Origin of the sequence: Mastigocoleus sp. MO_188.B34, from assembly GCF_030065675.1 — a bacterium.
Classification (GTDB): Bacteria; Cyanobacteriota; Cyanobacteriia; order Cyanobacteriales; family Nostocaceae; genus Mastigocoleus.
In genome coordinates, this window is record NZ_JASJDK010000013.1 from 18,082 (window position 1) to 44,579 (window position 26,498).

Below are 26,498 nucleotides of genomic sequence, written 5' to 3' on the forward strand. Positions count from 1 at the left end.
TGAAACAAATATATAGTCTTGCACCTAACGCACCCTACCCGAGATAAATTACAAATTACTTTCTCCCCAAGTAACAATGACAATTGGGCTTCTCAATTAACGACTCCACCAAAGCATTGAGAGCAACCGCAGCTAATAACCCACCACCTAATGTGCCACTGGTAGTAATATATTCAACACCCGCTCGCATTAATCTTCGTTTTGCTGCTGGAGCGTGACTAAAACCAATAGGCATGCCAATAATTAATGATGGTTTTAGTTGTCCTTTTTCAATTGACTTTAAGGCTGATATCAATACTGATGGCGCATAACCAATGACTAAAATACAATGAGGAGCCAGCTGTTTTAATTGTCGATCGCATTCTCCACTTTGCCAAAATTTTCTTTCGGCTTCGTCTACACTATGAATATGTGGATCTTCAATTAGTGTTTTGACATTACAACCTAAATGTGCGATGCGAGTATGGTCCAAAGCAGCGACAACTGGAGAAACATCAGCAACAATTTCACATTTAGCTTTGAGGTTGTGACGAGCGGAAGCGATCGCACCCGAACTCAAACGCACAAAGTCTATCAAGCTGACATCGCCGCAAGCTAGTACTAATTTGGAAAGTAGATCCCTTTCAATTTCATTCTTGTCAGACAAATCTGGTAATAGTCGTTGCAAAGACTCGCTAAAATCTTCGGGGTGAGCGTCACAAGCTGCATCTAAGCCATCCCAAAGTTGCTCTAATTCTTCTAAACCAAAACTAGATTCAATTTCAATTTGTCGTAATTGTCCCAATGCTTGGGCTTGAATATTTTGACAGTTGCGATCGCGTCCGAGTACACCTTCTAAGGCTGATGCTGTTTGTCGCAAACGCACTAACTGTTCCATTACGGACTGATATTGCTGTTGCAGTTGAGTGGTTAAGCTGTCAAAGTTTGTTGCTCCGGGATTAGTTGCAAGTAATTTGCGGATATGGTCGAGTTGAAAACCTTGGGATTTTAACGCCACAATTCGCCGTAAATGGCGCACATCATCATCTGTATAAAGGCGATAGTTACCTGAAGAACGTTGTGCTTGTGGTAATAATCCTAACTTGTGATAGTGCCTAACCATCCTCGGAGTCAAACCACCACCAACTTCTTCTGTTAATTGCTTGATTGTTAAAAGTTGAGTTGCCATGTTTTTATTTTAGCCCTTGACTTTAACATTGATGTCAAGGTTTAGGGTTTAAAGAGGGATTGGGGACTGGCGATAGCACTGCGTGCCGTCGCAAGCGGCATATGGCGATTGGGAAATTTCTATTCTCTATCCCCAATAGCTAATCCCTATATGATGCTGTGTACACTAACGTGTCCCGCTAGACCGCGCCGCTCGCGGCGAATACTAACGCGCGGTGACACAATACCTAGAGTCTGTGGCGTCGTTGTTCAGCCTTTAGCTGGACTAACTACAAATTCAGTATGCTGTGTTAGACGCTAACGCCAATCCCCAATCCCCAATTCCTAATCGCTGTTCGTACGCGGAGCGTGCGCTCCGAACGCCAATCCCCAATCTCTCATGATTACATACTCTCTTACTAAACCAAACTTCAAAAAAATCTTCGCCGACCATCCAGAGGCTGTGGCGGCTGTGACTTGTGCTGTATTAGTGTTAATAGGATGGCTTTTCTTAGCATTCAATTGGATCGGATTGGCTTTATTTGTGCTTCCTGCAGCCTATGCGATCGGTGGTTATGAAAGTGCGAAAGAAGGTCTAACAACTCTGATTGAAGAAAAGGAACTCGATGTCGATCTATTAATGATAGTTGCGGCGTTAGGTGCAGCTTTTTTAGGTCTTTGGCGACGAGAATATCATTTAATCATTGATGGTGCGGTATTAATCCTGATTTTTGCTATTAGTGGGGCGTTGGAAGGTTACGCCATGCAAAAAACAAACCGCGCGATCGCAAGTTTAATGGGTTTAACTCCGGATACTGCAAGATTAATGTTGCGCGATCGGGAAAAACAAGTTCCAATTGAAGAATTACAAATAGGTGACAGGCTTTTAGTTAAACCAGGAGAATTGATCCCCACCGACGCCCTAATTGTTGAAGGTGCTAGTAGTCTCAACGAAGCTTCCATAACAGGAGAGTCATTACCGGTAGAAAAAAGTATTGGTGATGAAGTCTTTGCTGGAACTATTAATGGTGCAGGAGCATTAATACTAGAAATAAATCAACCGCCGGAAAGTAGTTTAATCCAAAGGGTAATTCGTTTGGTGGAGCAAGCCCAAACCGAAGCACCTCCATCACAGATTTTTATCGAACGTTTGGAGCGCGGTTATGCAAAAGTAATTGTGATATGTGGTGTATTGCTGATTATCCTTCCTCCATTTTTATTCAATTGGGATTGGGAAACTACTATTTATAAGGCTTTGATTTTTTTGGTTGTAGCTTCTCCCTGTGCGTTAATGGCTGCAATTATGCCAGCATTATTATCGGGTATTGCCAATGGAGCGCGACAGGGTATTTTGTTTAAGAATGGAGCTCAGTTAGAATTAATCGGCAAAATTAAAGCGATCGCCTTTGATAAAACTGGAACTCTCACTACGGGAAAACCTGAAGTTACAAAAATAATTCCTGTTGCAGGTGTAGATGAAAATACAGTTTTACTTAATGCAGCAGCTGTAGAAGCTTATTCCGAACATCCCATTGGTCAAGCAATTGTCCAAGCTGCTAACGACAAAGAATTGAATTTACCACCTACTACAAACGCAGTTGCTCGCACTGGTTTTGGTATTAGTGGTGAAATTGCAGGAAAACAAATCAAAGTTGGTACGACTAAATTTATCGAACCTGAAATCTCTCAATTATCTGCACATCTTCCCAAAAATCTTGTGATAGCAAGCGAATCTCTAAAAGCACAAGGTAATACCATCGTTTGGGTGACTTCAGATTCAGAAGTTTTGGGAATGATTGCTGTTGCAGACACAATTCGTCCTGCTGCTGAAACAATTGTCAAACGCTTAAAAAAACTTGGTCTCAAGCAAATAATTATGCTCAGTGGGGATAGCGATCGCACCGCTCGTCATATTGGTCAGCAATTGGGGATCGATGAAGTTTATGCGGAACTTCTTCCAGAAGATAAAGTAACGGTTATTCGTCGTCTACAAAGGGAATATCAAACAGTCGCCATGGTAGGGGACGGAATCAATGATGCACCTGCTTTAGCTACAGCTTCTGTAGGAATTGCTTTAGGTAATGCGGGTAGCGATATAGCCTTAGAAACTGCAGATATAGTTTTAATGGCGGATCGATTGGAAAAAATCATGACCGCTATTCGTCTTGGAAGGCGTGCAACCAAAGTAATTAAACAAAATATCATATTTGCATTATTTAGTATCGCCATCCTACTAGTTGCTAACTTTACAGCTGGGATAAATCTACCATTGGGAGTTATAGGTCATGAAGGTTCGACGGTACTAGTTACCCTTAGTGGTTTACGCTTACTTAGAAATAGCACTAGATAAAGACTTAATGTACAAGGGTGCACGATGTATTTGCGCGCTTCGTACAAAAGTTTTATCAACAGTGCGTTACGAGTACGGCTAACACACCCTATATGTTTTTAAGCGCGAAGCGCAGGCTGACGCCAACAAAAATCAAATATGATTATACCTAAGTTAGGCTTACAGGCTTGCGCTAACACGTCAATTATGGACTGGAGATATCTAAATTTATCTCCAATCACTAATGTACTGACAAAAAATTAAGGACGCTGAGAAAGAATGACAGCAAACCATTGATTGGGATCGGTAAACACCTTCACAGGTTTCAAACCATTTTTCTTTAATTGTTCCTGAATTTGGTTAAAGTCGAATTTACGAGAAATCTCCGTGCGGATAGTTTCACCGGCTTCAAACTCAACTTTGAGGTTCAAAGCTTGTAACTCAACAGTTTGCGATCGCAAAGAACGTAGATGCATTTCAATGCGACTTTCTACATCGTTAAAAAATGCCCAGTGTTCGAACTGCGATCTATTAAAATTACCATTGAAGCGCCAATTTAAATGGTCGAGAACATTCAAATTGAAAGCTGCTGTAACTCCCGCAGAATCATTGTAAGCAGCTTCAATAATATGGTTTGGTTTGCGTAAATCTACACCAGCCAAAAAATATTCCCCTGGTTGGAGAGATCCAGTTATTTGAGAGATAAAAAGATCGAAATCAGCAGGTTTTAAATTTCCTAAGGTTCCGCCAATAATACAAATTAAGCGACTTGATAATTTGCTTGATTCTAGTTTTTCTAATGCTAATTCATAGGTTCCAGCAAGAGCATGAATTTGCATCGAAGGATAATCAGCCAACAATTGTCTGGCACTACTTTCTAAGATACCCGCGCTGACATCAATTGGAAGATAACGCAAGGGATAACCTAAGTTTTTATAAGCATCTAACAAAACACGAGTTTTTGTTGAGCTACCACTACCCAATTCAACAAGTTCGCAAGCTCCTGTAATTTGAGCTATTTCACTAGAATATTGCTCTAATATTGACTTTTCAGTTCGTGTAGGATAGTATTCCGGTAATTCACAAATTTGCTCGAATAATTCTGAACCCTTATCGTCGTATAAGTAGCGAGGTGTAAGGGTTTTGGGATATTTATTTAATCCCTCAATTACATCAATTCCAGCAGTGGAAGAATGATTTGGTTTTACTTCTAGTAGGTGTTCTAAGCGTAAGCGCTCCTCAAGATTTTTCTCAGAAATACTGTTACTGCTGGTAGTTGAAAAAGATGCCATTAAACCTCCAATAGCTTAACGTGAAGGATTACTAAGAAATAGTAAACCTTAACAAGAATTCAGTTAAAAATTACCGATTCTAGATAGCGTCACGTCTAGCGAGAATTTATTTTGGGACTATCTTTTGGAGATTGTCTCATTAAATTGAGCTGCTTTGAATTATTAGTTTAGCAATACGAGCAATAACTGTACACTCAATCTCAATCACCGAGGCTAATTCAGGAATACTTAGAGTGTATAATTATTTTTTTTAATGTAATTGTTATTTGATTTTGACTACATATTTGCCATACCACAATTTAGGTAATGCAGAGCGAACAAGTTTCAGCAAATTAATAGTAAAAAGTTGCTATAAATCACAAACCAGTTACTAGGAAAAATTCTAAAGTTAGCGATCGTCAATTACTAACTTTTAGCACAGCGAAACCCAGCAAAAATCTGTCGTACCCCAGGATGATACCAATTGCGAAAACTACAACGCAGTACCCAAGGACGAGTCGCCCAACTTCCACCTTTCAAAACTCGATGTTTCTGGTCAAAATAAGCTTTGGAGTAACCTACATAGGGATAATTATTAAAACCTTCATAAGCATGAAACCAAGTTGTGGTCCATTCCCAGACATTACCTAAGGTGTCATATAAACCATAGGCGCTCTGTCCCGATGGATAAGATTGGACGGGAGTTGTTTTAGCATTTGTAGTATCGTAGTTACAATCTTGCTTTGTAGGAGTTTTGTCTCCCCAAGGATATCTTCTACTATGTTTTGCTTCTGCATCCCACCTTGCAGCTTTTTCCCATTCTGCTTCTGTGGGAAGCCTTTTACCCATAAATTTGGCATAAGCAGCAGCCTCATGATAGCTTACACCGCAAACTGGATGATTATCCCACATCGAGTCATCTTGCCAGTACAGGGGTTGTTTTACTCCTTCATTTTGTAGCCATTCCCAACCTTCTTCAGACCACCATTGAGAATTTTGATAGCCTCCAGCTTTCATAAATTGTCGATAGTGACCGCAGGTAACGGGATATTTATCTATATAGTACGTATCAGTGTATACAGTTTTCTTTGGACCTTCGTTATCCAAGGAATCAATGCGATCGCAACCCCTTTCAAACTCTCCGGCTGGAATTTTCACTGTTTCAGGGGAAATCAAAGTACCAAAGTCATTACCAATTTCTAGGTTTTGTTGGTAGGTAGATAATTTTACAGATAAATTTGCAGTGAAGGCATTAAAATTTTGATTGGCGATCAAATGTTGAACGAAAGCAATTGTTTCGCTATGCTGACTTTCATGTTGAATTAGAAAACGCCACAAGCGTTCTTCCCGTTCCAAGTCAGCAACCTCCAAATACTCTAATACTCTGCTGCGAATGGTGTCCAAATAATAACGAACTTCTTTAATATCAGGTAAATTGACACGTTTTGATTTTGGTAATCCATCGGCTGCAAATAGTTTACGGTATTGGGGGAACAAAGGAGTCAAGCCCGCACTATGTTCCAATAACCATAGAGATTCAGTATAAGCAATATGACCTAAATGCCAGCCCAAAGGACTAAAGTCAGGATGGGCTTGATGGCGAAAAGTAGCTTCATCGATACCTTCAAATAAAGCCAAAGTCTTGCGACGACATTGAACAAAGGTATGAAATATTGCTTCTTTAATCGCCGCTTTAGTTGGACGGTTATTAAATTTGCTGTATTTGGATTTCAAGATTTGTCCCTACACTCATAATGCTATTTTTTGGGAAAGGGGTCCATTTTCCCTCGAATAAAGGCTCGGAAGCAATGACTACAGCACCGGAAAAAGTGGAATCTTCTTCTAGCCAATAAAGGGAGGGAGGGTTGGACTTGCTACTGAAACGCGAAGCAACAATTTTATTACCGTCACTAAGTACTAAATTAGCGTTGATGTAAGTTTGATGCTTTTGCGCCCAATCTTTCAGAGTAAGCAAGGTTACACTTAAAACCTGCTCTAAAGTTTTACTGGGGTTAGCTTGCCAATAATTTAGTATAAAAGCAAAAATATGCTCTGAATCTGTAGTTCCATCAATGCATTTGTAGAATTCATCGTTTAATTCTTCGCGAATAGGAATGTAGAGCGTCTGTCGGAAGTTATTTATTTTACCATTATGAGTAAAAAGTAAATCCTTATACCTAAAAGGCTGACTATTACTAAGATCTAGTCCTTGACCGGGAGTTGCACTGCGAATGTAAGACAGTATACATTCTGATTCAACATAGCGACTGAGTTCGGGAAGATTTATATCATTCCAAATTGGTAAAACACTTTTGTAAATAAATGGTTCATTACTCTTGTTTGCATCGTACCAGCCGATTCCAAAACCATCAACACTTACATTCCCATAAATCATTTCTTTTGGTTGATAGCTTTGAACGATCAAGGAATTTTCATGGTTGTAAAGTAGATGTTCTAAAGAAACTGGCGAACCGATATAAGCGAGTAATCGACACATAAATTTCAGAAATAATCAGAATGACCTATGGTCAAGTTACACTAACAGGAGTCAGAAGTCAGGAGTCAGAGGTCAAGAGTCAGAAGTCAGAAGTCGTAGGTAGAGACGTAGCATGCTACGTCTCTACAGGAGTCAGGAGTTAGAAACCAGAAATCAGGAGTCAGAAGTCAGAGGTCGTATAGACAGAACATGATAACCTTGCGGTCATGCAATACCTATAGCTTTGCTACCTACGGATCCGGTACGCTGTCGCTAAGTGCTAACGCGTCTGTATAGGGGTCAGGAGTTATAACGATGTTCCATTCAAAGCCTTTGGGGTAGATAAGAGTACGTCAATAAAGAATTATTGATAGTGAATTCAAAATTAAGTTATGAAATAAAGTAAAATAAAGCAGAATAAATAAATTCTCTAATTAATCTTGTATGTAAAGTTAACGTAAAGTTTACATTGTTAAAATTATATCTGCTAACCTGACACTTCAGATAACTAATACTTCAGATAATTTATCCTGCAGTCCTAAAAATCAGATAGAACTACTCGAAAACCACATACTCTTAAACCTCCATCGGCTTCATTCCAACTGCGACTTGCACTGCGACATAATACTGGACTAAAACTCCAAGAACCACCCCGAAGCACCCGACGATGCTCGTCTCCACCTAATTCCCAAACGGAATTATCAGCAGGTGCACCATCATAATTTTTATGCCAAGGGTCAGCACACCATTCCCACACTAACCCATGCATATCAAATAAACCAAAGGCATTCGCCACCTCGAAACTTCCTACTGGTGTAGTTTCTTTACGTTGTTTACCTTTAGGCTCAAAAGCATAAGTATCTGCACCACTACAGTTTGCTAAGTCAGTAGTAATTGTTTCACCAAAATGAAATGGTGTAGTAGTACCGGCGCGACAAGCATATTCCCATTCACTTTCACTGGGTAAACGATAATTTTTCCCGGTTTTCTTTGCTAACCGCGCACAAAATTCTTGAACTTCAGCCCAAGATACATTTTCTACCGGGCGACTCATACCTCTAAATTTAGAAGGATTAGGATTTAAAGGTTTTTTGACTATTGGTAAAGCCGCAACAGCTTTCCATTGGGTTTGAGTAATAGGATATTTACTCATAAAAAAAGACTGAATGGTTACCAAGTGTTGGGGACGCTCTCCCGGATCTCCTTCATACTCTTTGGAACCCATCATAAAGGTACCGTCTGGGATGGAGACCATTTCCAAACTGACACTGTTATTGATTTCTTCCCGATATTGTTTGGCTTGACCTTGCAGGCGTTTAATTTCTCTCCCACCAGCATCTACCGTCACCACATTAAATTTAAAGCTTTCTAATGGGGGGAGTACGGAGTTTGAGATATTTTTCAAGGGATATAATTTATCTTCGGATGTTTTAACCGAACTGGAACCAGAAAAATTAGTAACAGGATTAGAATCAGCCTGACTCAAATCCCGAGCATTTAAATCCTGTAATACTTCCGCCGCTGATTGATATCTTTCCTTTGCAAGATTTTTTAATAATTTGTCGAGAATTTTCCCCAAGCGATCGCTAATTCTCACACCTCGTTTCTTTAATAATTCTCTCCACAACCACTGACCGCCCATGGGATCGTAAAGTGAGTCTTGTAAATTACCACAGGTATCTTGCACGGGCAAACATTGGGTTAAAAGTCGGATGCAAGTAACACCTAAAGCATACAGATCGCTCGCATTACAGGGGTATCCCGCCATTTGTTCGTTTGGAGCATAACCTATGGTGTATATTGCTGTAGCCTGTCTTGCTAAACTCGTTTGCGTTACTTGTTTTGCACCACCAAAGTCAATTAAAACCAGTTTGTCATCACTTGCACGACGGATAATATTTTCTGGCTTGATATCGCGGTGAATAATATTCCGTGAATGAATGAAGTCTAAAACAGGTAACAGGTCTTGTAAAAGATATTGAATTTTTGTTTCTGTAAATGGTTGTTTTTGTACTTCTTGATACAGGGTTTCTCCTTCAATAAACTCCTGAACCAAATACAAACTAGCACCTTGCTCAAAAAAAGCTAATAATCTGGGAATTTGAATATGATTTTCTCCCAGTTCATATAATCGAAAAGCTTCCTCCTTAAATAGTTGAGCGGCTTTGATTCTGGCTCCCGTTCCTTGAATCTGAGGTAGAAACTGCTTAATTACACAAGGAGCATTTAATCTATCTACGTCTTCTGCAGCGTAAGTTTGACTAAAACCTCCCTCACCCAATAACTTCAAAACAACATAACGATTTCTTAACAATTCACCAAAGTTATTTTGTCCGCAACTGACACAAAATTTATTTTCAGCTGCGTTGAAGGGGTTAGAGCAATTGGGATTTTGGCAAATTCGCATAGCAAGCAAAAAAACACATCTTTTCCAAAGCTAGCCCCAAGATTAAATAAATTAAAGTATTGTTGGTAATTGGTAACGGGTAATGGGTAATTGGTAGTGAGAAGATGATGAAAAGCATTTCTCCATCACACTACTTGATTTCTTTATTTCCCTGACTCTCATAGATTTTGTGAATTTCCCTTGTCCTAATAGCAAAACTTACCCCCACGGAGCTAAATTACAACCTAGTGGGGTCTGTTTTGTTTCAACTTATGTCCTACGGACACGCATTAACGCAGTGTGACGCGACAGCGTCATAACCTACGGTACGCTTACGCTAGCCGCTAATGACTTTTGACTTTTAACTTATGTCCTACGGACACGCTTACGCTAATGACTTCCGCATAGCAGTACTAGATTGGTTCGCCAGTCAAGCTAAAAGCACGAACTTCGGTAATTTTAACTTTTATTAACTTTCCTTTAAGTTCCTTGATGTCACCTGCAAAGAAAGTTAGACGATTACCCCTTGTACGCCCCATTACCTGAGTTTTATCTTTGGGATTTTGGTCTTCCACCAACACTTCTTCAATCCGTCCCATGTAACGCCCGGAACGTTCTGCGGCTTTTTGGGCTACTAGGTGATTTAAACGTTGGAGGCGATCACTTTTTACTTCGTCACTTAATTGGTTGTCCCAAAATGCTGCTGGCGTACCCGGACGGGGTGAATATGCTGCAGTATTTAATTGGTCAAAGCCAATGTCTGCTACTAACTTCAAAGTATTCTCAAACTGTTCTTCCGTTTCGCCCGGAAATCCAACGATCGCATCTGCACTAATTGATGCATCTGGCATGTACTCCTTAATTTTGTTAATGATGCGACGATATTTTTCATGGGTATAACCGCGTCTCATCTGTTTGAGTACTTCGTTATCACCTGATTGAAACGGAATATGAAAATGTTCGCAAACCTTGGGTAATTCGGCACATGCTTTAATTAATCTTTCAGTAAAATAACGGGGATGGGAAGTCGCAAACCGAATGCGCTCAATTCCCTCAACGTCATGGACGTGATAAAGCAAATCCGTGAAGGTATGTTTGTGACGACCTTCTGGGGTAACTCCCGGTAAATCTCGCCCATAAGCATCAATATTTTGTCCGAGTAAGGTTACTTCTGGATAACCCTGTCGTCCAATTTCTTCCATTTCCGCGCGAATGGCTTCTGGCGTCCGGGACTGTTCCACACCCCGCACGTTGGGAACCACGCAATAGGTACAGCGTTCGTTGCAGCCGTAAATCACATTTACCCAAGCCGTTACCGCACTGTCGCGACGGGGCTTGGTGATATCCTCCATAATGTGAACCGGCTCAGTCGCCACTACTTGACCGCCATCGAAAACTTCTTCCAGTAAATCTTTCAGACGGTTAGCATGTTGCGGACCCATAACCAAATCTAATTCGGGTACCCGCCGTAATAAAACTTCTCCTTCCTGTTGAGCTACACAACCAGCAACAACCAACGTTAAATTCGGTTGAGAGTGCTTGCGTTTTGCTTGGCGACCGAGATAAGAGTAAACTTTCTGCTCGGCATTATCCCGAATGGTACAGGTATTGTAAAGAATTAAATCGGCACTATTCGGGTCTTCCGACCACTCAAAGCCCATATCTTCTAGAATGCCAGCCATGCGCTCTGAGTCGGCTTTGTTCATCTGGCAACCAAAGGTGGTGATGTGATAGCGACGGGTTTGTAAAGTGGTCATATGCAGCTCAACTGATTAAACGCAGGATTTAGCAGTTTTACATTAACTATAGTTACTAATTAAGGTAGACCTAGCTGGCTACGAATATTAGTTTTACAAGATATTATTCTTGCTGGATTAACTACGAACCCTCATCTGGATTTTTTAGTTTATTTTTGTTAGTTTCTTTGACTAACTTTCCTGACTACTGGCTAATATTAAGGTTCGCCGACCCTTTAAGCATTGAGCTTGAATAATCAGTGCTTATGTATTAGTAAAACTTAGGATCGATTGTATATTATCGACTAAATTTACCTACATTTATCTAAAATTTTGGTAAATAAATTTTCAATATACTATTAAAGTGGAAATTTGTCACTAAGATTGGGGATTGGCGACTGGCGACTGGCGATTGGGTAATCAGTTACCTTTTCACTGATAACTGATTACTGTATGGCTAACGCCACGCTGAGACCTCGCTGCGCAAACGCTACACTGTTTACTGATAAATAATCAATTAAGATGACGGCTAGTATACACAAGAACTAATATTCATTAGCTAACTTCTATAAGTAAGATGACTCCAGATAGGATCCCAAACCAAGTGAATTATTCTGTAACTCCAGATAAATTTGATGCTGTTCTATTTGATTTAGATGGCGTACTAACAGCAACTGCAAAAGTTCACGCAAGTTGTTGGAAAAAGACCTTTGATGAATTTCTTCAACAACACGCCAAAGAAAACGATATTCCATTTCAAGCTTTTGAAATTGAAACAGATTACAAACTTTATGTGGATGGTAAACCCCGTTATGAAGGGGTAAAAAGTTTTCTAGAATCGAGAAATATTCACTTACCCCAAGGTTCCCTTGAAGACGATCCCACAGCTAAAACAATATGTGGTGTGGGTAATCGTAAAAACGAATTCGTTCATTTAGTTTTAGAAACAGAAGGTGTTGAAGTATACTCTGGTTCTGTGGACTGGGTAAAGCATCTCATGTCTCAAGGGATTAAAACTGCAGTAGTTTCATCTAGTAAAAATTGTGAAATTGTGCTCAAAGCTGCTGGAATTATAGAATTATTTAAGATTAGAGTTGATGGTAAAGTTGCAGCTCAGTTAAAAATTCCAGGTAAACCAGCACCAGATACTTTTCTTAAAGCGGCTGAGATGTTGGGTATAGAACCAAAAAGAGCAGTGGTTGTAGAGGATGCTATTTCCGGCGTTCAAGCTGGTAGTGCTGGTGGTTTTGGATTAGTAATTGGGGTTGATCGCGAAGGTGATGCGCAAGCTCTTAAAGATAATGGAGCGGATATTGTAGTATCTGACCTGAGTGAAATGTTGACCAATAGTTCTGTTGTTTCGTAGTTGACGATAATTGGTGATGGGTAATTGGTAATTGGTAATTGGTCATTAGTTACCAATTGCCAATCCCTAATTCCCGGAATATCGCAATGCACCACACTTGAGCGGGAAATACCCTGGAAGAATCAAATCAAAAATTTAATCGTATCTAATACTTTTTTCAAATAAAATTAATGCAAAAGTGTCTACAGCATATGTAATCAAAGTATTTATACTGAATGTGGAATCAATATAATTTTGATTTTACGAAATAATTTTGATTTTACGAAGTGTAAAAGTGAGAGCATCAACCCAAACATTTCTCAATGGTCGCCACAACTGACTTCGCAAGTGCAGATAAATCGTACCCACCTTCCAAACCAAAGAGAATTTTAGAAGTAATTCCCAAACAATATTCCGTAAATAAACCGTAATCCCTTGGTTGAAGATTAATTGTGGCTAGGGGGTCATCTGCATTTGCATCATAACCTGCACTGACTATGAGTAAATCTGGTGCAAATTTAGATAAAAACGGTATGACTTCTCTCTCAAAAGCTTGCTGATAAAGTTGAACATCACTGTTGGGAGGAATGGGTAAATTGAGGACATTGTTGTGAAAACCTCGTTCGGTAATTTTTCCCGTTCCCGGATAGCAGGGATATTCGTGTAGAGAACAATAAGCTATTTCTGAGTGAGACTCGACTAATGCTTGGGTTCCATTACCGTGATGTACATCCCAGTCAAGGATTGCGACGCGGTTTACTTTTGGCTGTTTTAGTGCATAATGGGCTGCGATCGCAGCATTGGAAAATAAACAAAATCCCATTCCTAGGTTACTTTCAGCATGGTGTCCTGGGGGACGCGCAAGCACAAAAGTCGGCTTACCTTTTTCTAATACAGCATCTACCCCATCTAGCCAAGCACTTACCGCTAATAGTGCAACATCATAACTACGAGGAGAAATTGCAGTATCCGTATCCAGATAACCACCTCCACCTTCGGCGATCGCAGCAACTTTTTGAATGTAATTTGAGGTGTGAATTGATTCTACCCAAGGTAGTACAGAACGCTCTGCAATTGAAGTTGGTAATTTCCATTCAACGCGATCAGCAAAGTCGCTGGCTGCGATCGCATTTTGAATCGCTGTTAAACGTTCCGGTTTTTCTGGGTGAAATTGCCCGGTTTTATGTTCTAAAAATTCGTCGGAGTATATGAGTAACATTAGGGAATTCGCAATCGACGACTGGAGACTGGATTGGTATTTGAGACTGGGTTGATACTTGGGAATCTGGATTAGAGATTAGTAATCAGTAAGATGTAAGTAAGTGGGCAAGAAAAAAGTAAACCATGTAAAGAAATATAAAATAATCGTATTTGGCTCGTAGTAGCGCTTTAGCGCTAAAGCGCTATTACAAATAAGTTATGATTTTTCTTACTAACCTACTTAAGTGGTAAACCATAACTAGAAAAATAATATCCCAATCGCCAATTTCTAATCACAAATCCCCTGTAGTAGGTTTTATTATCGTTTGAATCAGCTATTATATTGAGTTATTTTATTATTTTTACCAAGTAATATCGCTTTATTTTTCTGAAGTTTGGATAATTGATAATTATCACCTTATTTTAGCAATTATTAAAAGTGGTTTTATTATTGCAATTACCGCTTCATAATAGTAATATTTTCTTTTAATTATTTATTTATCCTTCTATAAGATTATTTTTTTTCAAATTTAATCTTTTATTATTGCTAAATATAGGTATAACTTCAATTTTTCAGGCACCAAATTAGACCCTTTGTCATACCCTGAAAACCCTTTTCAGCAAAGGCTTTAGGGAAACCTGCATTATTTTTTAAGTATCAGCGTGTAACTACTGGTATTTTTTTTGCCAAATATCACTTATTTTGCCTGGTTTATTCAATTACATTTCACTGCTAGACTTGTAGACCTGTTGCCCTTGGAAAATGGAAAAAATTGATTGATTCTTTTTATTTTTTCTTTCGTATTTCTTGTTTTGTCTAAAGCCAGTTTTTCCGGCGAAAAAGACTAATATGTGCTAGAATTGTAGCAAATTATAGCAATTACTCGATATTTGCTGGGAATAATTTTGGTTTTTCCAGGGTAAACGCTAAAAATTGCGATTTTTGGAGTTTTTTAGGTTATGACGATTATCCCGACCGATCTGCGGAATGAAATGTCCCGGTCTTACTTAGAATATGCGATGAGTGTCATCGTGGGTCGGGCGCTGCCAGATGCCAGGGATGGTCTTAAGCCCGTGCATCGTCGCATTCTCTACGCCATGCATGAACTGGGATTGACCTCAGACCGTCCTTTCAGAAAGTGTGCTCGTGTGGTCGGGGAAGTATTAGGTAAGTATCATCCCCATGGCGATACTGCGGTATACGATTCCCTAGTGCGGATGGCGCAAGATTTTTCTATGAGAGTGCCTTTAATTCAAGGGCACGGTAACTTTGGCTCTGTAGATAACGATCCTCCAGCTGCAATGCGATATACCGAATGTCGTTTGCATGCTTTGACTAGTGATGCTTTGCTTCGAGACATTGAGTCAGAAACAGTAGACTTCGCGGACAACTTTGACGGTTCTCAACAAGAACCAACCGTTTTACCAGCAAGGGTTCCCCAATTATTACTCAACGGTTCTTCCGGAATTGCTGTTGGGATGGCGACCAATATTCCTCCCCATAACCTGGGTGAATTAATTGATGGAACGATTGCGCTGATTCATAATTCAGAAATTACAGATACGGAATTGATGAAGTATATTCCCGGACCAGACTTCCCAACAGGGAGTCAAATTCTGGGTACTTCGGCAATCAAAGAAGCCTACACCACCGGACGTGGTTCGATTACCATGCGTGGGGTGGCAACAATTGAAACAATTGAACAACGGGGACGCCCAGACCGAGAAGCAATAATTGTTACAGAACTCCCATATCAGACCAATAAAGCAGGATTAATTGAAAAAATTGCTGAACTGGTCAATGATAAAAGGATTGAAGGTATTGCTGATATCCGAGACGAAAGCGATCGTGATGGGATGCGAATAGTCATAGAACTTAAACGTGATGCCTATCCCCGCGTTATTTTAAATAATCTCTACAAACAAACGCCACTGCAAGCTAATTTTGGCGCAAATATGCTTGCTTTGGTGGATGGTGAGCCTCAGTTACTCACGATCAAAAAGTTCTTGCAAGTATTCTTAGATTTCCGCATTGAAGCAATTACTAGAAGAACAAATTATGAATTGCGGAAAGCTGAAGAAAGAGACCATATCTTGCAGGGTTATTTGATTGCTTTATCCCAATTAGATGCAATTATTAGCTTAATTCGTCATGCACCTGATGCACCAACAGCAAAAGGTGAACTAATCGGTAACTATGGTTTGTCTACAGCACAAGCCGATGCTATTTTGCAAATGCAGTTACGCCGTTTAACCGCCTTAGAAGCTGATAAAATCCGTCACGAACATGAAGAATTACAAGCTTTAATTACCGACTTGCAAGATATTTTGGCAAGACGGGAAAGAATACTAGAAATTATTGAAACTGAAGTTAAACAGCTTAAAGATACTCATGCGAATCCCCGACGTACGGTAATTACCCATGCAGAAGGAGATTTGGCAGATCATGATTTAATTGCTAATGAAAAAGCTGTGATTTTGCTTACTCAGCAAGGTTACATTAAGAGAATGCCAGTTAACACTTTTGAGGCGCAAAGTCGTGCCACAAGAGGTAAAGCGGCAGCAAAAGTTAAAGAAAATGATAATGTCGAGCATTTCTTAACCTGTTGCGACCATGATAGCGTACTATTCTTCAGTGAACGTGGTGTTGTCTACTGTCTGAGGGCATATCAAATTCCGGTATGTTCCCGTACCAGTCGGGGAACTCCGATTGTGCAAATGTTACCCATACCTAAGGAAGAAAAGATTACTTCAATCGTCCCGGTTAGCGAATTTACTAGTGATGAATATCTTGTTATGCTAACCAAGGGTGGGAATATCAAGAAAACAGAATTAGCAGCATTTAGTAATATTCGCGCCAATGGTTTAATTGCAATTTCCTTAGAAGAAGGTGATCAACTGCGGTGGGTGCGACGAGCTAAAGCCGAAGATAGCGTAATTATCGGTTCCAGCCAGGGAATGGCGATTCATTTCCAATGCAGTAACGAACAGCTGCGTCCCTTGGGTAGAGCAACTCGCGGTGTCAAAGCCATGAAATTGCGTAAAGGGGATGAATTGGTAGGAATGGATATTCTTCCTGCAGCAATTCTTGCCAACATAGATACTGATAGCGAAGCTGTTGCTGAAGAAAATGAAGTAGAAGAGTTGGAAAATGGAGATACTTTAGAGCTAAATAGCAATGGCTCTACTGCTCTTTGGGTAATGGTAATTACTATGGGAGGTTACGGTAAACGGGTACCTGTTTCCCAATTCCGCCTACAAAACCGTGCTGGACAAGGTTTAATGGCAACTAAGTTCAAAAATCGTAAAGTTCAAGATCGGTTAGCAGCTTTACATATTGTTGGTAATGATGATGAAATCATGATGGTTACCAGTCGAGGAATTATTATTCGCCAAGCTGTGAATGCAATTTCCATTCAGTCGCGTTCTGCTACTGGAGTTCGAGTACAACGTTTGGACGTGGAAGATGCAATCATGGGTGTAGCAATAGTTCCTCCGGATACCGGTGATGCTGCAGATAATGATGAAGATACAGAAGAAACAGAAGAATAGTTATAAGCAATGGAGTTGTGAGTAATGAGTTTAAAGATGGGTTTAAATACACATATCAAACTCAAAACTCATAACTTCAAGTTTCTAACAGCTTTAGTTAGTGGAATTCTAATGGGGTTAACTGTTGCTCCCTTTGGGGCTTGGTTTTTAGCATGGTTAGCCCTGTCTCCTTTATGGGTTTTTGTGGTTGGTAACGAAAAGTCGAGCGGTAACGAACAATCAAAAGTAAAAAAGGGGATAAAATCTTCATTTTTAACTGCTTTAGGATGGGGAATTGGATATTATGGTATGTCCCTTTCTTGGATTACTGGAATTCATCCCATGACATGGATGGGGGTTCCTTGGTTAGCAAGTTTAGCGATCGCGCTTTTTTGTTGGTCGTTTATTACTTTGTGGGGAACTGCACTTGCAATAACGTGGGTATTAATCTGTAATTGGATTTTTCATTCAAAATTGATTTCAAGCTTCAATTCCAATTTGAATTCAAGTCTAAATTCAAGTTTAAATTCACGTTTTCATTCAAGTTTTAAATTTAAGTTTGGGTTTAAAGCTCAGAATTCTCCATGGTTCAGAGTTTTAGTCGGTACATCTGTATGGTGTCTCCTTGAAGCAATTTGGACTTCTGGTCCTCTATGGTGGAGTTCTCTTGCTTATACCCAAAGCCCACAAAATTTGGTAATTCTTCATTTGGGACAAATTTCTGGTACTACAACTATTACTGCAGTGATAGTTGCAGTTAATTGCTTGTTAGCAGAAGCTTGGATCAAGTATGCACGAAGGGCGAATAAAACAACCAATAAGCCAGGTAATAAAACAGCAAGAAATTCTTCTGTTGTCAGAACTTCTCCAGCATCGATTTATTTAGGATCTGCTGTATTAATACTGGTAGTTTCCCATCTGATCGGGTTTGGTTTATATAGTATTCCTCTGCAAGACACAGCAGAAACACAGTTAAAAGTGGGAATTGTTCAAGGTAATGTTCCAAATACAATCAAATTAACTGAATACGGCAAACAAAGGGCGTTAAATCATTATACGAACGGGTATTTAAATTTAGTCGAGCAAGATGTCGATGCTGTGCTGACACCCGAAGGAGCTTTACCTTTCTTTAAAAGCAGAATTCTTCGCAGTTCCTTAGTCGCAGCAGTGAGAGAAAAAGGTGTATTAGCTTGGATTGGTGGTTTTGCTCAACAAAAACAGGGAACTTACACCAATAGTTTGTTTACCTTTACCGGAGACGGTGAAGTTTTTAGTCGTTATGACAAAGCAAAACTAGTCCCTATGGGCGAATACGTTCCTTTTCGGGAGATTATTGGTGGTATAGTCAAACGTTTATCACCTCTAGACGAACATCAAGTTCCTGGAGAAGCAGATCAAATATTTGAGACTCCATTTGGGAGAGCGATCACAGTTATTTGTTATGGTTCAGCATTTCCTGAACTGTTTCGCTATCAAGCATCCCAAGGTGGAGAATTTATTTTGAGTCCTTCTAACGATGCTCATTTTAGTGAAGCAATGCCAGCTCAACACCACGCTCAAGATATCATGCGAGCGATAGAAACCGACAGATGGGCGGTAAGAGCAACAAACACAGGTTACTCAGCCTTTGTTAATCCCCACGGTAAAACAATTTGGATTTCTGGACATAATACCTACGAGATCCATGCAGAAAATATTTATCGTCGGCGATCGCAAACTTTATATGTGCGTTGGGGTGATTGGTTGACTCCTGTTTTATTGGGTTTGAGTTTTTTGTTTTTGGTGATTGGGTAATGAGGATTGGGGACTGGCGACTGGGGTGAGCCCGCACCTTACGGTGAATGGCGATTGGGTGGGAAAACTAACTGTAGCCCGTAAGGGCGTGGCGTTAGCCATAAATTGATAACTGGTCACTGATAACTGTTAAGTGTTAACTGATAAAACACCAAGATTTAATGCTTGTGGCTCTCCCATCCAAGAAGCATAATCGGTATGGTCTTTCAAGTCGTTTCCTGTTAGGGGATGAATTAAAACTATTAAACCTTGGCGATTTAAGGCTAACCAAGATAGTAAGTCTGCGTGTTGTTCGCGATCGAAAGCAAGTTGACAACTCCAGCAGGGATGGGGTCCAACTGGTTTGCGATGCACGCGACCTACTCTTACTGAAAATAGTTTTCCTGCTTCTTCACATAATGCTGTTGCTTTTTCGCAGGTGGATTCATCAAAGTAAACGTGGGCATGGTAGCCTGTAATTAGATTAATATCTTGAAATTTGATATCTTGAAATTCCATAAAAACTGAAAACTAAATTAATGAGTTATGGTTTCAGTTTAAATCTGAATTAGTTATGCCGTTTGGGTTAAGAGTTTTACTTACAAAAAGTTTTTTGATTGACTTTATTTGGAGCGCTGCTACAATATTTTTGACGGGGGAAAGCGAGGTCGAAAACCCCTGTGTCCCGTCAAATCGTCAGAACCTTGACAATTCAATACTTTCAGGAGTTATTTACTTGATGTTTCATGTTTCTGCGATTGCTGAAATTGGGTTTTTTAATTCCCCCGTCAAAATAGGTGGTGGAAATACCTTTATTATTGGGTTTCAGATTGCAGACTTTCAAATTACTTAATCCCGCTTGCGGGATTGAAACTTACCTTCTACTTCCGCTTTTTGATATTGATGGATCTTTCAAATTACTTAATCCCGCTTGCGGGATTGAAACGGTTATCTGGGGATTTTACTTTTATGTCCCCTGGCACTTTCAAATTACTTAATCCCGCTTGCGGGATTGAAACAAACAGCTTGCAATACTCGCGAAGATGAAGAGAACTTTCAAATTACTTAATCCCGCTTGCGGGATTGAAACTTGTGCGATTGGCAGACGAACGCCAGATTTTAATGCCTTTCAAATTACTTAATCCCGCTTGCGGGATTGAAACTGAAGTCTTGGGAAGCTTTTAAGCGAAGCTGGAACTTTCAAATTACTTAATCCCGCTTGCGGGATTGAAACCATAAGTATAGTGAGGGAGAAATCTTCATTGAAAAACTTTCAAATTACTTAATCCCGCTTGCGGGATTGAAACTAGAAAACTTTCAAATCCAAGAAGAATTCATGCCTTCTTTCAAATTACTTAATCCCGCTTGCGGGATTGAAACCAAAGAAAAGAAGGCGTCCTCGCAGAAAGAAGAGGACTTTCAAATTACTTAATCCCGCTTGCGGGATTGAAACTTTGGCAACCTCAGCTAGAATTAGGCTTTGGGCTTCTTTCAAATTACTTAATCCCGCTTGCGGGATTGAAACCGTCAGCTAACAGATTTTGCACAGAACTTCTGGATCTTTCAAATTACTTAATCCCGCTTGCGGGATTGAAACATTTAGCTTCTGTTGATAGGACACCTATACGCAGAACTTTCAAATTACTTAATCCCGCTTGCGGGATTGAAACTTCAGAAAAGAAAATGTCGGAAGGGTTAAATATACCACTTTCAAATTACTTAATCCCGCTTGCGGGATTGAAACACATAATCGTCCATGTTGCCACGGAAAGCGGCCCGGCCGAACTTTCAAATTACTTAATCCCGCTTGCGGGATTGAAACACGACTAGCTGAGGCCTACCCATAAATAATTTACAAAGTACTTTCAAATTACTTAATCCCGCTTGCGGGATTGAAACATTTATTTAGCACTGCAAACAGATTAAAAGAGTTACTTTCAAATTACTTAATCCCGCTTGCGGGATTGAAACATTCTTGCACACCAGCAAGAACTCTGACCTCAGTTCTTTCAAATTACTTAATCCCGCTTGCGGGATTGAAACTTTCATCCTGTGTGATGAAACAACCACAAGCGTTGTCTTTCAAATTACTTAATCCCGCTTGCGGGATTGAAACTAAAATTGCATTTCTTTACAATCAAAGGTCTACTTTCAAATTACTTAATCCCGCTTGCGGGATTGAAACATCACTGCCGGTTGCGCTCAAATTGGAAAATCACCTTTCAAATTACTTAATCCCGCTTGCGGGATTGAAACATGAAAGTATCTGCTATAACATCTAAGCTTTCATTGCTTTTAAATTAATCCCGCTTGCGGGATTGAAACATGTATATAAATTACTCAAATACAACCAATCGGCAGACGGTGCGTTAGACCTATTTAAGTTATCTTTAGGAATTAAATATAGTAATGGGTCTAACACACCCTACATTAATTTTGTTTGTTAAAAGTCGTTCCTTTGGAAATCAAAACTTTAAAAGTCTAGAGTTATCAGTTACTCCTTACTCTTTACTTCTTACTTCTTACTTTTTACTTTTTACTTCTTCTCACCCCATACCCGCTTGCTTAAACAAACCCATTAATTTGCGTTTGCGAACATGCTGTTGAATTAAGCTTTCTTTGTAGTCAGACCAATCTGCTTTTCTTCCTGATTCTAAATAAGCATTGCGTGCTTGCTCTAACCAATCAACAGCAAATTTATAGTATTCTGATTTACCCGCATTCATAATTTTTTCCGCACGTTTACGGGCATTAGCAATCACCCAATCAGGATTTTCCTTAATTGCTGCACGCATTACTCGATGGATTAACTCTGCATGATAAGAACTGAGGTCGGTGACGGTATTAATTGCATCGCCAATTAGTCCTTCACGCAGAAAAATATCTACTTTTGCAGATTCCTTATTCCAACCCAAATAAGTCCGGAGAATTTCCAGTAAATCTTGCTTGACAATTTTCCAATTATCCCCAGCTAAATCTTGAATCGTTTGGTAATCAACAAAAGATGGACTAGCTGCAAAAGCAGTTTTTCTTGATGTTAAAGCGACTTCAAGATTACCTAACTCTTCAGCTAAGTCACTAGTCCAAGTTCCTAACTCATAACGGGAATGACCTGGTAATTTTAAACCCATTTGGGCAATATCTAAAGCTTCTTGGGATGCTCCCTGCATCTTTAATGTGCGAGCAAGAGTATAAGCTTCCTCCATTAAAGTCATTTGGTTTTGAGCGGCTTTTGTTGCTTCTTCCACCCGACCCAAACGCGCCAACATTGTCAGATATTCTTGAGTTTGTCCTTCTGCTTCCGCCAAATAGAGATATTCTTGATAACGTTGCTGTCGTTCGAGAATTTTTAAGCGAACTAAAGCTAAATCATCAGCATAATCTGGAGGTTCTGCTTCCCAAGCACCTAAATGAGTAATATGTCCTTGTAAAACTTCCAATAGTGGGGGATAATTCCAATCCTGTCGCAATGCTTCTAAAGCCAAACTGAAATCAGCATTCCATTCATCTTGCCATCCTTCCAAATTTAACTGTAAATCAGTTTTCTCTTTCGGGGTGAGTTCAACGCTAAGAATTGCTTCACACCAAGCATCATTCAGTTCTTCAACAATTTCTTCATTATCAGCGCCATATTGCTCTACATCTTCCCAATTATCAACACAGGTAGAAGTAATTGCTCTCAAAAACGCCAAAGCATTATGTGCATCACCGTGATTGCAGAACTCCACGGCTGTTTGTACTAAACTTAGTAATTCTTCGCGGATTGGGTCGTCTTCATAACCATCTTCCCAATAGCGCACTGCATCATGAAGAATGTTACGTACCTGTCGGCGCAAAGGTGCAGTATCTAAAGCTTGACGGATGGGTTTAGCCGCAATAGATTTTTGAGGTGTTACCGTTTGGGTTATTAAGCTTACGTGCTGGTCAATATCTTCGATTAGATGGGGATATTCCTGAACCAAATCTTGTACTAGCTTTTGGGTTTGCAGATGGTTCAAGGAATCTAATAATTTTTCTAAAGTAGGACGTTTTTGAATGCTTTCAGGGTGACGTACGCACATGAGCATTGTGGCTACAATGTGCTTGCACCATCCATCAAAATTATAAGCACAATTACAGTCCGCGAAATGAATGCCATTGCGGTCGAATTTTACTCTAACAGCATAGGTTCCAATTTCCCTTGCTTCGACTTCCGACTGTAGAAGGTCGCCACGTAGAGTTAAAGAAATAACCGCACCTACTTGATAATAATCTTCACCTCGTTGAAAAGATTTAGCATTAGCGCGATCGCGGATAAATGCTTCGCTGAGTTTGGGAATAGACATTAGAGTTACTTACGCATAGTTCTTACGAACCACCGTCCCGAGAAATTTCAGCATTTGGAGCAACCTTTCACAGGATATTACAGGATAAATTCTAAACCCAAATTAGTCGATAGATTTTCTCTACTTCAAAAAGCTTAAAGTCAGAAGTCAGAATAAGCTTATCAATTCATTCCTTATTACTCAATTGCTAATGCTCATTACCAATTACCCATTACCCATTACCAATTACCTAATTCCCAATCCCCAAAATCATCATTACCATAAAGGCAAAAGCAACTAAAATTGATTAGGTTTGCACTGATTGGTTTCTAAACTGCAAAATAAATAGGCAAAGCGTACTTACGGGGAAAATAAAGTGAGCCAGGGATTTGATTACGATTTATTGATTATTGGGGCTGGTGTTGGCGGACATGGCGCTGCGCTACATGCAGTTAGTTGTGGTTTGAAAACTGCGATCGTGGAAGCCGGTGACATGGGTGGAACCTGTGTAAATCGAGGTTGTATCCCATCAAAAGCGTTGCTCGCAGCTTCTGGACGTGTGCGGGACTTACGTAATGCTCACCATCTCAAAACCCTAGGAATTCAAGTCGGTAATGTTGATTTTGATAGACAAGCCATTGCTGACCATGCAGGAAATTTAGTAGCAAAAATTCAAGGTGATTTAACTAACAGCCTCAAACGTTTGAAGGTAGATATTATTCGTGGCTGGGGAAAAATTGTTGGTAATCAGAAGGTTAGTGTGGTTACTGATATTGGTGAAAAAACTTTTACAGCCAAAGATATTATTCTTTCCCCTGGTTCTGTTCCCTTTGTACCCCCAGGGATTGAAGTAGATGGCAAAACTGTATTTACCAGCGATCAGGGGGTTAAACTAGAATCTTTGCCGGATTGGGTGGCAATTATTGGTAGTGGTTACATTGGTTTAGAATTTTCCGATATTTACTCGGCTTTGGGTTGCGAAATCACTATGATCGAAGCTTTACCGCAATTAATGCCGGGATTTGACCGCGATATTGCTAAACTGGCGCAAAGGGTTTTAATTACTCTCCGCGATATCGAAACCTACACCGGAATCTACGCAAAAAAAGTTATTCCTGGTTCGCCAGTAATTATTGAATTAGCAAACTTTGAAACTAAAGAAGATGTGGATGTCTTGGAAGTTGATGCTTGTCTCGTTGCAACTGGGCGTATTCCGGCAACTAAGGATCTTGGTTTAGAATCCGTAGGGGTAGAACTTGATAAACGTAACTTTATCCCCGTTAATGACACCATGGCGGTATTGAGTGGGGGTGAAATTGTACCTCACTTATGGGCGATTGGCGATGCAACTGGCAAAATGATGTTAGCCCATGCTGCTTCAGCACAAGGTATAATTGCTGTAGAAAATATTTGTGGCAGAACCAAGGAAGTAGATTATCAGGCAATTCCAGCTGCGGCATTTACCCATCCTGAAGTTAGTTATGTGGGTATGACCGAAGTTCAGGCGAAGGAAAAAGCTAGCGCTGAAGGTTTTGAAATTGGTGTGAGTAAGAGTTATTTCAAAGGTAATTCCAAAGCTTTAGCTGAAGCTGAAGCTGATGGTATTGCTAAGGTGATTTACCGCAAAGATACAGGCGAAGTTCTAGGAGTTCATATTTTTGGGATCCATGCTTCAGATTTAATTCATGAAGCCTCCAGTGCGATCGCTAACCGTCAACAAGTACAAGACCTAGCTCATTTAGTTCACGCTCATCCCACACTATCTGAAGTTCTGGATGAAGCATATAAACGGGCTGTTGTGTCTTAGTTGTGGGGATTGGAGACTGGGGATTAGGGATTGGAAAATCAATTGTTTTTATTCTGGCTCCTAACTCCTGAATCCTAGTTTCTAAATCCTAACTCCTAACTCCTAATTCCTTACTTCTGACTTCTGACTTCTGCTCGCTTTAGCGCGGTCTGTTCTGACTCCTGACTCCTGACTCCTAACTCCTATTAACTGATAACTGATAATGCAAATTCGTCGCCGTCAACCCAGTCCAGCAGTTTCTGTTTCTATTTTGCGCTATCAGGTTGCTGTACCAGATGCCGAACCCAATAATATTTTGGAGGAAATTGTTTGGCATAAGGAAGTAGAAGTAGAGCAAATGCGTTTAAAAAAACCTTTGCTTGAATTACGCAAACAGGTGATTAATGCACCACCAACCCGCGATTTTCTTGGAGCGCTACGGAAAGGTAAAACGCAACCAGCATTAATAGCAGAAGTAAAAAAAGCTTCTCCTTCTAAAGGGGTAATTCGAGCAGATTTTGACCCGGTAGATATTGCTCTTAAATATGAACAAAGCGGTGCTAGCTGTCTTTCTGTACTTACCGATAGTAAATTCTTTCAGGGTAGTTTTGAAAATTTAGCTGCCGTTCGTGCTGCCGTAGATTTACCATTATTATGTAAAGAATTTATCATCTACCCTTACCAAATGCACTTAGCTCGAATCTACGGTGCGGATGCTGTATTATTGATTGCTGCTATACTCAGCGATCGCGATTTACAATACTTCGTTAAAATTGCCAAAAGTTTACAAATGGTAGCTTTAATTGAGGTACACACCTTGGAAGAGCTAGATCGGGTGTTAAGTTTAGATGGCGTTTCCTTAATTGGGATCAATAATCGTAACCTAGAAGACTTCTCTGTGGATTTGCAAACTACTTGTCAGTTGTTAGAGTTAAGAAAGGAGCAACTACAACAACGAGATATTTTAATTGTGAGTGAGTCGGGATTACATACCCCTGAAGACCTCGCAACGGTTGCTTCCTCAGGTGCATCTGCAGTTCTGATTGGTGAATCTTTGGTAAAACAGTCAGATCCTCAACAAGCAATTACAAAATTATTTGCCTAAATCCTTATCTCCTACGGATTAACTGCTTGAGAGTAAGAATAATGAAATCAGGATTTTTGTGAAATGACTTTATTGTCATTGTTTTGTTAATTTTATTTACATTTAGCCTA

Annotated in this window: 16 protein-coding genes and 1 CRISPR repeat array; of the genes, 7 read left to right on the forward strand and 9 right to left on the reverse strand. The window is 39.9% G+C overall.

All coding sequences use genetic code 11. The annotated features are described in order from the left end of the window. Window positions 1-55 precede the first annotated feature (55 nt). A complete protein-coding gene (locus QNJ50_RS04815) occupies window positions 56-1,168 on the reverse strand; it encodes a precorrin-8X methylmutase (RefSeq protein WP_300632695.1) in 1,113 nt (370 codons plus the stop codon). A gap of 378 nt (window positions 1,169-1,546) precedes the next feature. On the opposite strand from QNJ50_RS04815, the gene QNJ50_RS04820 reads away from it, so the two are divergent. Next, window positions 1,547-3,496: a heavy metal translocating P-type ATPase gene (locus QNJ50_RS04820; protein ID WP_300632700.1), complete on the forward strand. Its 1,950-nt coding sequence runs from the start codon at window positions 1,547-1,549 to the stop codon at window positions 3,494-3,496. Between the two features lie 239 nt (window positions 3,497-3,735). Here QNJ50_RS04820 and egtD read toward each other — a convergent pair whose 3' ends face one another. The 3 genes from egtD to egtC form a co-directional block, all read right to left on the reverse strand. Further along, window positions 3,736-4,767 (reverse strand): L-histidine N(alpha)-methyltransferase, encoded by a 1,032-nt coding sequence (egtD, locus tag QNJ50_RS04825; protein ID WP_300632703.1) that lies wholly within the window; start codon window positions 4,765-4,767, stop codon window positions 3,736-3,738. A gap of 405 nt (window positions 4,768-5,172) precedes the next feature. Further along, window positions 5,173-6,480, reverse strand: coding sequence for an ergothioneine biosynthesis protein EgtB (locus QNJ50_RS04830; RefSeq protein WP_300632706.1), 1,308 nt, complete (start codon window positions 6,478-6,480; stop codon window positions 5,173-5,175). Continuing rightward, window positions 6,455-7,243, reverse strand: a complete 789-nt coding sequence (gene egtC, locus QNJ50_RS04835; protein WP_300632708.1) for an ergothioneine biosynthesis protein EgtC — start codon at window positions 7,241-7,243, stop codon at window positions 6,455-6,457. The genes QNJ50_RS04830 and egtC overlap by 26 nt, the downstream gene beginning before the upstream one ends. A 20-nt stretch (window positions 7,244-7,263) precedes the next feature. On the opposite strand from egtC, the gene QNJ50_RS04840 reads away from it, so the two are divergent. Further along, window positions 7,264-7,386 (forward strand): hypothetical protein, encoded by a 123-nt coding sequence (locus QNJ50_RS04840; RefSeq protein WP_300632710.1) that lies wholly within the window; start codon window positions 7,264-7,266, stop codon window positions 7,384-7,386. 374 nt (window positions 7,387-7,760) lie between these two features. Here QNJ50_RS04840 and QNJ50_RS04845 read toward each other — a convergent pair whose 3' ends face one another. After that, window positions 7,761-9,629, reverse strand: a complete 1,869-nt coding sequence (locus QNJ50_RS04845) for a bifunctional serine/threonine-protein kinase/formylglycine-generating enzyme family protein (RefSeq protein WP_300632713.1) — start codon at window positions 9,627-9,629, stop codon at window positions 7,761-7,763. 392 nt (window positions 9,630-10,021) lie between these two features. Beyond that, window positions 10,022-11,365, reverse strand: coding sequence for a tRNA (N6-isopentenyl adenosine(37)-C2)-methylthiotransferase MiaB (gene miaB / locus QNJ50_RS04850; RefSeq protein WP_300632715.1), 1,344 nt, complete (start codon window positions 11,363-11,365; stop codon window positions 10,022-10,024). A gap of 556 nt (window positions 11,366-11,921) precedes the next feature. On the opposite strand from miaB, the gene QNJ50_RS04855 reads away from it, so the two are divergent. Then, window positions 11,922-12,710 (forward strand): HAD family phosphatase, encoded by a 789-nt coding sequence (locus tag QNJ50_RS04855; RefSeq protein ID WP_300632717.1) that lies wholly within the window; start codon window positions 11,922-11,924, stop codon window positions 12,708-12,710. Between the two features lie 283 nt (window positions 12,711-12,993). Here the strand turns inward: QNJ50_RS04855 and QNJ50_RS04860 are convergent, their stop codons facing one another. Further along, window positions 12,994-13,908, reverse strand: a complete 915-nt coding sequence (locus tag QNJ50_RS04860; RefSeq protein WP_300632719.1) for a histone deacetylase — start codon at window positions 13,906-13,908, stop codon at window positions 12,994-12,996. Window positions 13,909-14,849: 941 nt separating this feature from the next. On the opposite strand from QNJ50_RS04860, the gene gyrA reads away from it, so the two are divergent. Next, window positions 14,850-17,441: a DNA topoisomerase (ATP-hydrolyzing) subunit A gene (gene gyrA, locus QNJ50_RS04865; RefSeq protein WP_300632720.1), complete on the forward strand. Its 2,592-nt coding sequence runs from the start codon at window positions 14,850-14,852 to the stop codon at window positions 17,439-17,441. Window positions 17,442-17,465: 24 nt separating this feature from the next. Then, window positions 17,466-19,214, forward strand: coding sequence for an apolipoprotein N-acyltransferase (gene lnt / locus QNJ50_RS04870; RefSeq protein ID WP_300632722.1), 1,749 nt, complete (start codon window positions 17,466-17,468; stop codon window positions 19,212-19,214). Window positions 19,215-19,343: 129 nt separating this feature from the next. On the opposite strand, the gene QNJ50_RS04875 is transcribed toward lnt, so the two are convergent. Both QNJ50_RS04875 and QNJ50_RS04880 read right to left on the reverse strand, forming a co-directional pair. After that, a complete protein-coding gene (locus QNJ50_RS04875) occupies window positions 19,344-19,712 on the reverse strand; it encodes a DOPA 4,5-dioxygenase family protein (protein WP_300632723.1) in 369 nt (122 codons plus the stop codon). A gap of 318 nt (window positions 19,713-20,030) precedes the next feature. Next, a CRISPR array of direct repeats spans window positions 20,031-21,518; the repeat unit is 37 nt; unit sequence CTTTCAAATTACTTAATCCCGCTTGCGGGATTGAAAC. Between the two features lie 221 nt (window positions 21,519-21,739). Continuing rightward, complete coding sequence (locus tag QNJ50_RS04880; RefSeq protein ID WP_300632725.1) at window positions 21,740-23,518, reverse strand: SWIM zinc finger domain-containing protein; 1,779 nt, start codon at window positions 23,516-23,518, stop codon at window positions 21,740-21,742. Between the two features lie 355 nt (window positions 23,519-23,873). Between QNJ50_RS04880 and lpdA the strand changes: the two genes are divergently transcribed. Both lpdA and trpC read left to right on the forward strand, forming a co-directional pair. Then, window positions 23,874-25,304, forward strand: coding sequence for a dihydrolipoyl dehydrogenase (gene lpdA / locus QNJ50_RS04885; RefSeq protein WP_300632728.1), 1,431 nt, complete (start codon window positions 23,874-23,876; stop codon window positions 25,302-25,304). Between the two features lie 202 nt (window positions 25,305-25,506). After that, on the forward strand, window positions 25,507-26,388 hold the full coding sequence (gene trpC / locus QNJ50_RS04890) for an indole-3-glycerol phosphate synthase TrpC (protein ID WP_300632730.1): 882 nt from the start codon (window positions 25,507-25,509) through the stop codon (window positions 26,386-26,388). Window positions 26,389-26,498: the final 110 nt, after the last annotated feature.